Here is a 12997-nt window from a genome sequence, read left to right on the forward strand (position 1 = left end):
CCTCTCGGGCTTTCCTCCGGGCGCTTCCCTTCGGTATTTCGTGTTTCCGACTCTATCAGACTCTTTCGTGTCCGATTCCCCGTCGAATTGGGGTTTGTCTTCCCGGCTGTTGGGCCGTTCCGACGTCCCGAACTCTAGCTGATTTTCCCGGCCGATTCCTAATGCGGGTCGTCCGGTCCGACGAGAAGTGAATTCGGCATGCCGAACAACCCCCGTCGAGGGATCATGCTGAGTTGTGGATGGCCGCAGAACCTGCGGCGGACGGCTGCCGCAGAACCGTTCCGGCTCCCTGGCAACCCGAAAAACCTTACGCCGCTGCCCACCTCGCGTCAACTCGGGCGTCAACCCCGCGTCACCGCGGGTTGTAGCGTGCTGCCGTGACCACGATCTTCGACTCCGGCACCGCAGTCGCACACGCCTGGTGGTGGCGTACCGGCGACGACTCCCCTACCTCCGCCGACCTGGCCCTTCTCAGCACGGAGGAGCGCGCCCGGGCCGACCGGATCGTGCATCCGGCCACCAAGGTGGGGTTCGTCGCGGGGCGCGCCGCCAGCCGGCGCATCCTCTCGGAACTCCTCGGCGTACCGCCCACGGACATAACCCTCGGGCGCAGGCCCTGCCCCGGGTGCGGCGACCCGCACCACGGCCCGCCCGCAGTGCTGCGCCCGCAGTCGCCCCTGTGGATCAGCATTTCGCACACCAACGGCTGCGGCATGCTCGCGGTGGCCCACGTTCCGGTGGGGGTGGACGTCGAGGGCGTACGGGATTTCCCGGTCGAGGAGCTGGCCGAGTCCACCCTGACCGAGTCCGAGAGCCGGGTCGTTCTCGGCTCGCCCGAGGGACCGGCCCGCACCAGCGCCTTCCTGCGCGCCTGGACCCGTAAGGAAGCCGTGCTCAAGGCGGTGGGCATAGGGATCACGACCGACCTCCGCACGGTCGAGACGCGGCCGGAGAGTCCAGGGCCGGTCGTCGTGGCCGCCGGAGTGCCGGGCACCCCCTCGTCCTGGGCCGTGGCCGACCTCGCCGTGCCTGACGGCTGGGGCGCCGCCATCTCCGTACCCGCGAGCTCCGACGGCAGTCACCCCGAGATCCAGCTGCGAGAGCACGCTTAAGGGACGTCGCGTCCGGTTCGGCCCTTTCGCGTTGCCGGGGAGGGGTGGCGGTCGGCGGGAGCCGGGGCTCGGGCGGGGGCCGGATAAGGATCCGGCCAATCGTTGCTTTTTCCTGCGCCCGGCCGGGTTTCGGCCTGCGCTTGCAGTGTCGGCCAGGGAAAGGTTTTTGCTGTCCGACACGTTTCGGCCAACATTCGGCAAGGCGGCCTTTCCAAGAGTGCCGGAGGGCAAACTTGGCCGATCTCACGTACCTGTGAGGGAAATCGGGGGAGCACATGGATCCGGTGACAGCTGTCGCGGCCGCGAGTGTCGCGCTCGTGGTCAAGGGAGCCCTTGAGGCCGCCGCCCAAGAGGCCGGGCGGTCCGGTTGGAGTGGCGGGGCCAGACTCATGGCGCGGCTGCGGGCCCGGTTCGGTGGCGACCGCGAGGCGGAACTCGCTCTCGACCGGGTGACGCGGGCGCCGGAGGACGAGGAGTCGCGGCAGGAGCTGGAGCGGATCCTCGCCGCCCACATGCTGCGCGACCCGGCCTTCGAGGCCGATGTCCGGCGGCTGGTCGAAGAGGCGGCCGCCACGATGGGGCGCGGGGGGCCGCAGGTCACCGCGGCTCTGATCAAGAACGCGCACGTCTTCAACGAGAAGGTCGAAGTGCACGGGGACTGGAACGTGTCCTGACCGTGGCGGCGCCGTGCTGTCCAGTGCCCGCTCGGTCCGGGTCGAGTCGGCACCGGTCCAGCCCGGGTCGGGTCTGGTTGCCTGGTCCGGCCGGGGGGCCTGCACCCGGTTCAGTCCCGGTCGGCCCAGCCCGGAGGGGCCCGCACCCAGTCCAGCCCGGCTCGCTCCTGCACCCGGCCCAGCCCGGAGGGGTCCGCACCCGGTCCAGCCCGGGTCGCTCCTGCACCCGGTTGGTCCGGGGCGGGGCCCGAGGGTCGGCGGCTCGGTGATTGCCCGGGCGGTCCCGTCGGGCGCCCTGCTCCTGCCTGGGCGGGCGTGTTGGCGCGCTGAGGGCGGTCGAGGCCGTCTCCTGATCCCCCTGTTCGTCGACCGGCACCCGCCGGTGCCCTTCCCCCTGTCTGTTCTGCTCCGGAAGACCGAGTGCCATGAGCAAGGAATCCCTGACCGAGACGCCGGACACCGGGCCGGAGAGCCCCGACGTCGACGCGACGGCTCCTGAGGCCAAACCCGCGCCGGAAGGTGAGCACCGTACGGACGGGGCCGAGCAGGACGGCCCGGTCAGCGAGTCCGATGCCCTGCGCAACCTGACCGAGAGCACGTCGGACGCCGACGCGGAACGGTCCGACGCGCTGCGGGCCGGCGCGATCGCCGACCTCATCGCGCAACGTCTCAACGACGACGCCTCGGGGACCCGGATCGGCACGCTCGCGCTGTTCAACGAGACGGTCAGCTTCGGCGGCGGGTTCAACACCACGGGTGGCGGACGTCGGGCGGGCGCGCGGGGTCTGCCCACGCTCGCGCTGGATCCGTCCGAGGTCGCCGGACACACCGATCTGTTCGTCCAGCCCTCGGGGTACGGCGACGCGCTCGGCGTCCTGTGCGAGGAACGCCTGCTGGTGCTGACCGGCGCTCCCGGCAGCGGACGCGAGGCCACCGCCGTGAATCTGCTCGGAGAAGCCCTCGCGCTGAGCGGCGGCGGGGCCTGCCACCGGCTCCTCGACCCGGCGGTGCTGCTGGAGTCCGACTGGACGCCGCAGGCGGAGAACACCGGGTACCTGGCGAGCCTGGAGGACGGGCCCGCGGGCGTGACGGGTTTCGCCGAGGCCCTGCGCCGACTGCCGTCCGTGGTGGCCGCGTTGCGGGCCGGCGGCGGCCTGTTGGTGCTCACCGGCGGGCACGACCTGACCCTGCTGCTCCGGGGGCCCGGCGGCGCGGCGATCGCCACCCACGCCCTGCGGCCGGTCGACCCGCTGGCCGTCCTCGAGCGGCGCGTCCTTGGCCACGCCGAGGATCCGGAGTCCCGGACGGCGTTGCGCGCGCTCGTCGAAACGACGGGAGCGGCACGCGCGTTGCGCGAGCAGCCCGCGGCCCGGCACGCCGCACGGCTCGCCTCCGTGATCCGGGCCGGAGGTGACGTGGCGGCCGAGGCGGCGGCGCTGCGCGACCCGAGCGATCAGGTACGGGACTGGTTCGACCGCTACCGCGAGCCGGAGGCCCTGGCCTTCGCGCTGGCCGCCGCCACCCTGGAGGGCAGTGGCTACCTCACCGTCTCGGAGGCGGCGGTCAAGCTGTGCAAGGCCCTCACGCCGCCCGAACCCGCCGCCGTCGACCTGCGGTTCAGGGACCGCGTCGGCTACGAACAGCAGTGGATCCAGCTTGTTCCCGACGGCTCCGGGCCGCCACGGGTACGTTTTCGCAGCGCCCTGCTCGGTCAGGTCATCCTGCGCTACGCGTGGACCAGTCTCGACGGATGGCGCGAAGCCGTCCTCGCCTGGCTGCGCCAGTTGCTGAGCCACAGCGATCTGGAGGTGCGCGCGCGGGCCGCGGTCGCCGCCGGTGTGCTCGCCTCGGCGGATCACCATTACGCCGTCCACCGCTTCCTCACCTCCTGGGCGGGCGCCGCCTCCTGGCCGCTGCGGCAGGCCGCGGCCACCGCTCTCGGGGTGGCCGGAAGCCGCCCCGAGACCTCCGAGGCCGTCTGGGAGCTGCTGGACGGCTGGGCGCGCGGCGGCAGTTCGGCCCAGCAGCGCAGGCTCGCCGGGACGGCGGCGAACGCCGTGGGCGGGATCCTCGGCCGCGAGGCCCCCGAGCGGGCCGTCGCCGTGCTGCGCGCCGCCCTGGACCGGGGCGACGACTGGGGCACCCTGCCGTCGGTCGCCTGGGGCGGCGTCCACCTCATCCACCAGGGACAGGCCGGCGCACTGCTGGATGCCTGTCTGGAGTGGTCCGAGCCGCAGGACCTCTCCCCCATGGTCGTCAAGTCCCTGTCCGCCTTCGTCTTCGCGGCGAGCAGGCCCTACGAGCGGACGGCGGACGGTCCGGCCGGCGCTGTGCCCGGGGTGCCGCTGCTCCTGAGCGGGCTGCCTCGGCACGGCGACCGGCTCGCGGAGCTGTGGGCGCGGGCGCTGGCGCGGCGCCCGCTCCAGGAGACGGCGCTCGATGCCTTGCGCGCGTGGATCGACACCTACTGCGACAAGTGCCCGGGCTCCCTCGACCCCTTGGGGACGCTCCTCCTCGACGTCGCGAGCCGGCCCGGTTCGCACCGCAGACGGCTGCTGTGGTGGCTGGAGAAGTGGGAGGGCGACCGGGAGCGGCCATCGAAGAACGCGGCGGTGCTGCGCCGGCGGCTCGAGCGCGGCGCATGAGCGGACCCCACACACGACGAGCCGGGAGGAGCACGGTGGAGGCACAGACATACGATCCGGTGCTGCACAGCGAGGATCTGCCCAAGTGGCGCCTGACAAGTCCGGTGCGCCCGCCCGACCCCGGCCGCGCCCTGGTCCTGGTGCGGGACAGCGGGCCCTCCCTGACGGTCCGCAGTGGTGAGGAGATCCCTTCCTCCCGCTTCGGCGCGTACAGCGGCATGTACACGATCGACATGGCCGAGCACCGGCTCCTGCTGGACATCCCCCTCCTGAGCCGGGACCCCACGTTCTCCTTCCGCAGCCGGGTCGATCTGGTGTGCCGGGTCGCGGACCCCGCGAAGGTCGTCTCGCGCGGCATCCGGGACATGAGCGGGGCGCTGTACGGCTATCTGCGCAAGACGCTGCGTTCGGTGGCCCGCGAGTACGACATCGCCGAGTTCCACCAGGCCGAGCAGGCCTTGAACGCCGCGCTCGCCGGGTTCACGGGTGACGACGCGATCCGGCTGCGCAACGTCCAGGTGGAACTGCTCGTCGACGAGGACGAAATCGTCGGCAGCGGGCGGGAGTTCCGCGATGTGGAGCGGGAGACCCGGCTCGCCGGCATGCGGCGCAGACGGCATCTCGACATGATCCGCGAGGAGGGCGTCGACGGTCTGATCGCCGAGATCATGGAGCGGGAAGGGCCACGGGCGGCGCTCGCCTGGATCGAGAAGGGCGAGGCCGAGAAGCGCGAGGTGCGGCGCGAGGTCATGCGCATGGTCCTGGAACGCGGTGACGCCGACCGGGAGCCGTTCGAGCAGGCCGAGCTCGAACGTGCCGTCCTGGACGAAGTCCTGCGCGAGGGCGACGGCCTCTTCGAGAAGGCCACCCGCCCCGGGCGGCTGCGCGGCACGCTGGCGCGCGCCCTGGAAGCGGATGCGCCGGCGCCCGAGGAGCGGGCGCCGCTGCGGGGTGAGGTCCTTGGGGAGGAACGCGCTTCGGGGCGGGGCCGCGCGGAGCGGGGGCCCGGGGGCGGCGGGGCGGCGGGTCCGGCCGGGCCGAGGACGCCGCGCGGAGCGGGCCGTACCGGTTTTTCGCCGACTGCTGACGATCCTTCGGCGCCGCCCGAGGACGAGCCCCTGCCGGGGGCCGGGGACGGCCGCGCGCGGGTCGTCGATGAGCACTGGCCCCCTGCTTCCGGTTCCCGCGCGGGCACGGGACGGCGCTCGGGCGGCGAGTCCGCCTCGCCGCGCGCGGCCTCGGACGGCGAGCCGGCGCCGCCCGCCCGCCGGCCCGACGGGGATCCCCCCTCCACCTCGGCGCCCCGGGTCAGCCGTGTGCGCGGCACGGCCAAGCGCGGTAACCCCGGGAAGGACGGGTAGCGGTGATGAGCGAGCACGAGCCGTGGCACACCGTGCCCGCCCTGCGGCACGACCCGCCGCTTCCCCCGGCGCCGCCCGGCCCTCAAGTCCCGCTGGGGAAGCACCGGTTGGCGCCACAGCCGACGCCTTTCGCCGTCGCGGGCGGCGTACTGCCCCCGGCCGCGGAGGACTCCCTGCCGCGCCCGGCGGCGCCGGGGACCTGGGCGGCTCCCGGTGGCGAGGGCGGGGTGCGCGCGTTCACCGTGTGGAGCGAACGGGTGCCGGAGCACGGCGAGGACGCCGAGCCGTTCGTCGCCCACCACTGGGAGAGCCGCCAGGGACTGCTCGCCGTGTTCGACGGGTCGGGCGGCGCGGGCTCCGCGCCCGCCTGGCAGAGCCCCGCCGGCGCCCGGCGCACCGGGGCCTGGGTCGGCGCACGGGTGGCCCGCCTCGCCACGGACTGCTGGTTCCGCGAGCTGACCCTGGACGCCGAGCAGGCCGGCCCCGAGAGCCTGCACGGCTACCTGGAGTGGTTCCTGTCCAAGGCGCCGCAGCGGCGCAGCAAGATCGGCGGCACCATGCGCCGCCAGCTGCCGACCACGGTCGCCGGGGTGCACTACCAGCTGAACGACGACGGATTCGTCGAGCTCCAGGCGCTGTGGGCGGGTGACTCGCGGGCCTACGCCCTGCATCCGCGCGACGGTCTCCAGGTGCTCACCCGCGACCACACGCGCGAGAGCGACGCGCTGGAACTGCTGCGCAGCGACCCGCCGATGACCAACCTGGTGAGCGCGGACCGGACGTTCGTGATCGACTCCCAGAGGCTCGCTCCGTTCGCCCTGCCCCTCGTCCTGGTGGCCGCCACGGACGGCTTCTTCGGTTACGTCCACACACCCGGCGACTTCGAGGCGGTGCTGCTCGAAACCCTGGTGCGGTCCGAGGACGAGCAGGAGTGGGCCGACCTGGTCTGCCGCGAGGTGCGGCGCTACACGGCGGACGACGCCTCGCTCGCCCTGGTGGCCCTCGGGCACCAGAGCTTCGCCGCGCTGCGGGACCTGTACGCGCCCCGGCTCGTGGAGCTGAGGGAGCGCCTGGCGCGCGACCGGCCCCGGGCCCTGGACCGCTCACCGCGCGCCGTCGACGGCGGCGCGCACCCGCCGGAGGACCCCGCGCAGCTGGGCAGCCGCGTCCGCGTCTGGCAGGACCAGAGCTGGCACGCCTATCGCGGCGCCTATGAGACCTATCTGCCGGCGGCATCCGAGGAGCACGCGTGAAACAGGGCGACACGATCGGCGGCTACCGCATCGTCACGGACCCCACCAACGCCAACGGCGGGAAATGCATCTGGGCCTTCGCGGAGAAGGACGGCGCGCCGTACTTCATCAAGCAGTTCCTTGAGCCCAAACGGCCTCGTGACGACGCCCGGGAGTCCCCGAGCCTTCAGATCAGGCGCCGGGTGGCCCAGGAGTTCGAGGAGCGCCATCACACGATCATGAAGCGGCTGCGCCCGGACGCGCGCGGCGGCGGCAACATCGTCCTGGCCAAGGACTTCTTCCACGAGGGCAGTACGTACTACAAGGTCACCGAGCGCATCGACACCTCCAGCCTGGAGAAGCCGCAGGCGCTCGAACCGCGGCAGAAGATGGTGCTGCTCAAGACGCTGGGCAACAGCCTCAAGCAGCTCCACGACATCGACGTCGTGCACGGCGACCTCAAACCGCTGAACGTGCTGGTGCAAAAGCGCGACGGCGCCGCCTTCCACGCGGCGAAGCTGATCGACTTCGACGACTCCTATGTGTCGGGGAGTCCGCCGGAGCCCGAGGACATCTCCGGCGACACCCTCTACGGCTCCCCCGAGTGGCGCCGCTACCTCCAGCGCGACGCGGCGCCCGGTGAACTCACGTGCGCGGTCGACATCTTCGCCCTCGGCCTCATGACCCATCTCTATCTCGTGGGTGAACTGCCGTACTACAACAGCAGGTTCGGGTCTCCCGCCGACGCCGTGAACGGCGGCGACGAGCTGGCCCTCAGCACCCGGCTCTCGGACCAGATGATCGGCCTGCTGCGCCGGATGACGGCCCGCGACGCCGCCGGACGGCCACGGATCTCCGCGTTCCTCGCGGCGCTCTCCGATCCGAAGGTGTGCGCGTTGCAGCACCGCCGCCCCGGAACGTCCAAGCCGGAGCGGACGCCCGCCGAGGCGCCCGGGCCGGCGGCCCCCACGGCCGAAGGGCGCACGAGCCGCATCCGCGCCAACCTCACCCCGAGGACCCCGCCCGCGCCCGCGCCTGCGCCCCCGGTGGACGCGGTGGACGCGGCGGCCCCCGAGCCCGGTCCCGCGCCGTCGCCCGACGTGCCCGCGCCTCGGCTCTCCCGCGTCCGCATCAACCTGGGCGACCGCGCGCGCCGCTCGCCATGACCGCGTCGCGCAGGACCGCCCACCCCTGAAACCCGCACCACAAGGAGACGTATCCCCGTGAACAACCCTGTCGAGCAGTACCAGGGGAATCTTCAGTACGCCGTCGACATCGTGCTCTGCATCGACGCCACCGGCAGCATGTTTCCCGTCCTGGACACCGTGAAGGCGAGCGCGCTCCAGTTCCACGAGCGGCTTGACGGCGTGATGGGCAAGAAGGGCAAGGCCATCAGCCAGTTGCGGCTGAAGGTGATCGTCTTCCGTGACTTCGGTGACGACCCGTCGAACGCCATCGAGCAGACCGGCTTCCTTCATCTGCCGTCCCAGGCACGGGATTTCGAGCAGTTCCTCAGCGGCATCGACGCGACCGGCGGCGGCGACATCCCCGAGTCCGGCCTCGAAGCGCTGGCACTGGCGATCAATTCCCCGTGGGAGACCGGACTCGACCGCAGGCGCCATGTGATCGTGATGTTCACGGACGCCCCCGCCCATCCACTCGGTACGGCCGGTGCGAGCGCCCAGTCGTATCCGGCGGGCATCCCGCGCAGCATCGACGACCTCTTCGAGCAGTGGGGCTACGCCCGCAGCCAGACGTCGGTCATGGAGCAGTCGGCCAAGCGGCTCGTCCTGTTCGCGCCGGACGAGGCGCCCTGGTCCGACCCGATCGCCGAGGAGTGGGACCTGACGCTCCACTTCGCCTCCAAGGCGGGCCAGGGCCTTGAGGAGTTCGAGATGGACGAGATCATCGAGACGATCGCGAACAGCCTGTGAGGCTGGCCCTGCCGGGATTCGTGCTGACGTGCGGCGGCCCCGAGGGACAGTTGGAGTTCGCCTGGGCCGGGGCCGGAGTGTTCGACGTCCGGGTGGCGTGCTGCGTGGCCGCCACCCTGCACGCCGGGGGCCCGGACGGCGGCTGTCAGCTGGTGTTCCGCTTCCGGATGGGACCGGAGCACGGGTCGGCGCCGGTGGTGATACGCGTGGACGTGACTCCCGAGTGGAGCAGGAGCGCCGAGGAGTTCATGAGGGCGGTGTGGGAGGAGTGCGCGATTCCCGACCGGCCCGAGGCCGACAGCCCGGCCGTCGACTTCGAGCGCACTCCGCACGGGGCGGGGTGGCTGCGCAGCCCCGCCGCTCCCGCGTCCGAGGAGCTGTTCCAGCTGGTCATGGCCCATGTGAACGCGGACGACATCTAGCGGACCACATCCCGTCGTCATCTCATCGACGACGGCATCCGACGGAGAGGCAGGACGAGGGTGGCGGCTTCGGCCAACTGGCAGTGCGGGGACTGCGACAACGTGAACGGACCCGGCGACCGGTCCTGCGACGGCTGCGGCACCGCACGCCCGGCCCCCGCGCCCCGCTCCCCCGCCAGGCGCCCGGCTCCGGCGCGCCCGGCCGGGGACTGGAAGTGCTCCAAGTGCGATACGAACAACGTCACTTCGGATCTGTCCTGCATCGGGTGCGGCACCGGCTGGAAGGCGGCCACGAAGAAGGCGGCGCCCCGCAAGTCCCCCGGGGCGGGCGGCGCGGCCACCGGCGCCAAGGCTGCGGGCTCGGGCACCAGGGCGGCGGGCCCGGGCGCCAAGGCGGCGGGCCCGGGAACACCGGCGCCCAAGCGGCCCACGCCGAAGCGGAGCGCCCCTTCGGCGCCCCGCACGCCCCGCGCCTCGGCGCCGCCGCCCACCGCGCCCACACCGCCGCGCGCCCGCCCCGAGGGAGTCTTCTACCCGCCGCCCGGCACCGGTGGGTACACCCCCACCGCGCCCGGGCCGTCCCTCCCCCACCCGCCGCCCGCCCCGGCGCCGCCTCCGTATGCCGCCCCGCGCGCCTCGTACGCGCCGTCCAAGAAGCGGTCCAACGGATGTGTGGGCTGTCTCTCCGCGATCGGGCTCGTCGTCGTCCTCGGCGTCTTCGCCGACGGCTGCAAGAGCCTCTTCCAGGACGGCGCCACGGCGAAGCCATCCGCGAGCGCGAGCGGCAGCCCCTGCCCCTCGCGCGTCGCCGAAGCGCTGCCCAGCGGCGAGGGAGCCGGCCTCGTCGAGGCGTTCCGTACGCGGAACAAGCAGATCACCCTGTGCCGTACGACGGCGGGGGATCTGTACTACTACGGCGAGTTCAGTGACCATCGTGAGCCGGGCATCGCCATGGCGGCCAAGAAGACCGACAGCGGGTACGAAGCGACGAACTCTCCGTACCGCTACGTCATCCACGACGGGGTCGTGACCATCTACGAGTCGGGCAGCAGGATCGGCCAGGAGAAGGTGACTCCCGAGCCGTCGCCGTCCTGAGACCTGCCCGTGCTCAGCCGAGTCCCGCCCGTGCCCAGCTCAACCCTGCCCGTGCTCAGCCCTCGGTCCCCGTCAGCTTCAGCGAGATGCTGTTGATGCAGTAACGCTGGTCCGTCGGGGTCGCGTATCCCTCGCCCTCGAAGACGTGGCCCAGGTGCGAGCCGCAGCGGGCGCAGCGGACCTCGGTGCGGACCATGCCGTGCGAGCGGTCCTCGATGAGTTCGACCGCGTCGCTGTCCTTCGGGTCGAAGAAGCTCGGCCAGCCGCAGTGCGACTCGAACTTCTCGCGGGAGGTGAAGAGTTCGGCGCCGCAGGCGCGGCAGGAGTAGACGCCCTCGGTCTTGGTGTCGGTGTACTCGCCGACGAAGGCGGGCTCCGTGCCGGCCTGGCGCAGCACCTTGTACTCGGCGGGCGTCAGCTCCGCGCGCCACTGCTCGTCGGGCTTCTCGACGTCGTACGCCATGGGATGCTCCTCGCTCGGATCAGTTCGACAGGCGGGCCAGGATGGCCGGGCCGAGGTCCGTCACGTCGCCCGCGCCCATGGTGAGAACGAGATCGCCGGGGGCCGCCATTCCCGCGACGACGTCCGGGACGGTCTCCTTGTCGTGGACGGCGGTGACGGTGGCGCCCGCCGCCTTGGCCGCGTCGATGATGAGCTCGCTGGTGACGCCGGGGACCGGGTCCTCACGGGCCGGGTAGATGTCGAGGACGACGGAGAGGTCGGCGAGCGCCAGGGCCTGGCCCATCTCCTTGCCGAGCTCCTGGGTGCGGGAGTAGAGGTGCGGCTGGAAGACCACCAGGAGACGGGAGTCGGCGGCCGCGCCCCGCATCGCCTCCAGGTCGGCGCTCATCTCGGTGGGGTGGTGCGCGTAGGAGTCGATGACCTGTACGCCCTTGGCCTCGCCCTTGAGCTGGAGGCGGCGCTTGACGCCGGTGTACTTGCCGAGCGCGGAGGCCAGGTTGTGCGCCGGGATGCCGAGGGCGACGCCGGCTGCGAGCGCGGCGACCGCGTTGAGGGCGTAGTGGCGGCCGGGGACGGAGACCGTGAAGGTCAGGAACTTGCCGCCGAGCAGGAGCGTCACCTCGGAGGTCAGGCCGCGCGGGGTGATCTTGTGGACCCGTACGTCCGCGCTCTCGGACTCCCCGTAGGTGACGACGGTGAGCCCGGACTGGTCGCGCACGCGCCGCGTCAGCTCGACCGCGCCCTGCTGGTCGGCGGAGACCACCAGGGTGCCGCCGGGGTTGACCTTGCCGACGAAGGTCTCGAAGGACTCGTAGATCTCGTCCATTGAGGCGTAGTTGGCGTGGTGGTCGAGTTCGACGTTGAGGACGATGGCGACCTCGGGGTCGTACTTCTGGAAGCTGCGGTCGCTCTCGTCGGCCTCGGCCACGAAGATGTCGCCCTCGCCGTGCCGGGCGTTGGTGCCGGGGCCTTCGAGGTCGCCGCCGATCGCGTACGAGGGGTCGAGGCCCAGCTCGCTCAGGGCGACGGCGAGCATCGAGGTGGTGGTGGTCTTGCCGTGGGTGCCGGCCACCGCGATCGCGCGCAGGCCGCCCATGAGCGAGGCCAGCGCGTCCGAGCGGTGCACGACGGGCACGGAGAGCTCGGCGGCGCGGGCCAGCTCGGGGTTGTCGGCGCGGATCGCGCTGGAGACGACGACGCAGGTGGCGTCGGCGGCGAGGTGGCGGGCGGCGTGGCCGGTGTGCACGGTGGCGCCGAGCGCGCGCAGCGCCTCGGCGGTGGCGGACTCCTTCGCGTCGCTGCCCGCGACCCGGGCCCCGCGCTGGGCCAGGATCTTCGCGATGCCCGACATGCCGGCACCGCCGATGCCGATGAAGTGCGGCCGTTCCATGGCGGTGGGAATGGCGGATGCCATGCGGTTCTCTCCCGGGGTGCGACGTACAGAAGGAGCCCCCAGCCTAGTTCCCCCGGGGGCTCCTTCCCGTACCCGGCTCCGTGCGGGGTCTACTCGCTGTGCGCGAACAGCTTGAGCACGGGTACGCCCACCTTGTGGCGGGCCCGCGAGGCCCAGTCGCGGTGGAAGAACTCCTCCACGTAGTGCGGGGCGGTCAGGACGATGACCTCGTCGGCGCGCACCTGGTCGACCACCTCCTTGAGGTGGTCGAGGGGGTGGTTCTCGATCACCTGCCCGACGGCCTCGCTGCCCGCGTCGCGCAGCGACTTCACCGAGTGCTGGAGCGCGAGCTCGGCGGGGCCGTGCGCGGCGGAGCCCTCCGGCTCCTCGTTCTCGTGGACGGCTTCGTCGAGTTCGCCGAGCGCCACGTCGTCGATCGCGCGAAGGAGCCGGTCCTGATCGCCCCTGGGCTGCATGAGCACGACGAAGGACACCGGCTCGTCGCCGTGCAGAGTGGTGACGAATTCCACGTCGACGGAGGTCAGGGGCTTCTCGATCATCAATACGCTCGTGAACACCACAGGCGCCCTTCTGTTCTCTCCATGGCCGCCGCCACCACGACGTGGCGGGTCCGGCCCCTGCGGAAACCATCCTTCCCCGTGCCCG

12 protein-coding genes are annotated in these 12997 nt (G+C 72.4%); 9 read left to right on the forward strand and 3 right to left on the reverse strand.

Annotation, left to right across the window (positions count from 1 at the left end):
* Nucleotides 1-377: 377 nt before the first annotated feature.
* The 9 genes from ACFYM2_RS34395 to ACFYM2_RS34435 all read left to right on the forward strand — a co-directional run bounded on the left by ACFYM2_RS34395 (nucleotide 378) and on the right by ACFYM2_RS34435 (nucleotide 10475).
* The gene (locus ACFYM2_RS34395) at nucleotides 378-1112 is read left to right on the forward strand and encodes a 4'-phosphopantetheinyl transferase superfamily protein (protein WP_359008699.1); all 735 of its coding nucleotides are present in this window, start codon (nucleotides 378-380) and stop codon (nucleotides 1110-1112) included.
* Between the two features lie 275 nt (nucleotides 1113-1387).
* On the forward strand, nucleotides 1388-1786 hold the full coding sequence (locus tag ACFYM2_RS34400) for a hypothetical protein (protein ID WP_359008697.1): 399 nt from the start codon (nucleotides 1388-1390) through the stop codon (nucleotides 1784-1786).
* Between the two features lie 425 nt (nucleotides 1787-2211).
* Nucleotides 2212-4431, forward strand: coding sequence for a hypothetical protein (locus tag ACFYM2_RS34405; protein WP_388460458.1), 2220 nt, complete (start codon nucleotides 2212-2214; stop codon nucleotides 4429-4431).
* 35 nt (nucleotides 4432-4466) lie between these two features.
* Nucleotides 4467-5792, forward strand: a complete 1326-nt coding sequence (locus ACFYM2_RS34410; RefSeq protein WP_388841783.1) for a hypothetical protein — start codon at nucleotides 4467-4469, stop codon at nucleotides 5790-5792.
* A gap of 5 nt (nucleotides 5793-5797) precedes the next feature.
* Nucleotides 5798-7045 carry a serine/threonine protein phosphatase gene (locus ACFYM2_RS34415; protein WP_388841786.1) on the forward strand — a complete coding sequence of 416 codons (1248 nt, stop codon included), beginning with the start codon at nucleotides 5798-5800 and terminating at the stop codon, nucleotides 7043-7045.
* Nucleotides 7042-8190: a lipopolysaccharide kinase InaA family protein gene (locus tag ACFYM2_RS34420; RefSeq protein ID WP_359008689.1), complete on the forward strand. Its 1149-nt coding sequence runs from the start codon at nucleotides 7042-7044 to the stop codon at nucleotides 8188-8190. The genes ACFYM2_RS34415 and ACFYM2_RS34420 overlap by 4 nt, the downstream gene beginning before the upstream one ends.
* A gap of 57 nt (nucleotides 8191-8247) precedes the next feature.
* Nucleotides 8248-8958 (forward strand): vWA domain-containing protein, encoded by a 711-nt coding sequence (locus ACFYM2_RS34425; RefSeq protein WP_359008687.1) that lies wholly within the window; start codon nucleotides 8248-8250, stop codon nucleotides 8956-8958.
* A complete protein-coding gene (locus tag ACFYM2_RS34430; RefSeq protein WP_388460451.1) occupies nucleotides 8955-9380 on the forward strand; it encodes a hypothetical protein in 426 nt (141 codons plus the stop codon). The genes ACFYM2_RS34425 and ACFYM2_RS34430 overlap by 4 nt, the downstream gene beginning before the upstream one ends.
* Nucleotides 9381-9440: 60 nt before the next feature.
* Nucleotides 9441-10475 carry a zinc finger protein gene (locus ACFYM2_RS34435; protein WP_388841791.1) on the forward strand — a complete coding sequence of 345 codons (1035 nt, stop codon included), beginning with the start codon at nucleotides 9441-9443 and terminating at the stop codon, nucleotides 10473-10475.
* A gap of 55 nt (nucleotides 10476-10530) precedes the next feature.
* Here ACFYM2_RS34435 and msrB read toward each other — a convergent pair whose 3' ends face one another.
* The 3 genes from msrB to ACFYM2_RS34450 form a co-directional block, all read right to left on the reverse strand.
* Nucleotides 10531-10938 carry a peptide-methionine (R)-S-oxide reductase MsrB gene (msrB, locus tag ACFYM2_RS34440; RefSeq protein ID WP_359008681.1) on the reverse strand — a complete coding sequence of 136 codons (408 nt, stop codon included), beginning with the start codon at nucleotides 10936-10938 and terminating at the stop codon, nucleotides 10531-10533.
* A 19-nt stretch (nucleotides 10939-10957) separates the two neighbouring features.
* The gene (gene murC, locus ACFYM2_RS34445; RefSeq protein WP_388460447.1) at nucleotides 10958-12352 is read right to left on the reverse strand and encodes a UDP-N-acetylmuramate--L-alanine ligase; all 1395 of its coding nucleotides are present in this window, start codon (nucleotides 12350-12352) and stop codon (nucleotides 10958-10960) included.
* A gap of 89 nt (nucleotides 12353-12441) precedes the next feature.
* Nucleotides 12442-12909, reverse strand: coding sequence for an indole-3-glycerol phosphate synthase (locus tag ACFYM2_RS34450; RefSeq protein WP_359008677.1), 468 nt, complete (start codon nucleotides 12907-12909; stop codon nucleotides 12442-12444).
* Nucleotides 12910-12997: the final 88 nt, after the last annotated feature.

The sequence above is a fragment of the Streptomyces sp. NPDC006711 genome (assembly GCF_042869775.1).
Lineage (GTDB): Bacteria > Actinomycetota > Actinomycetes > Streptomycetales > Streptomycetaceae > Streptomyces.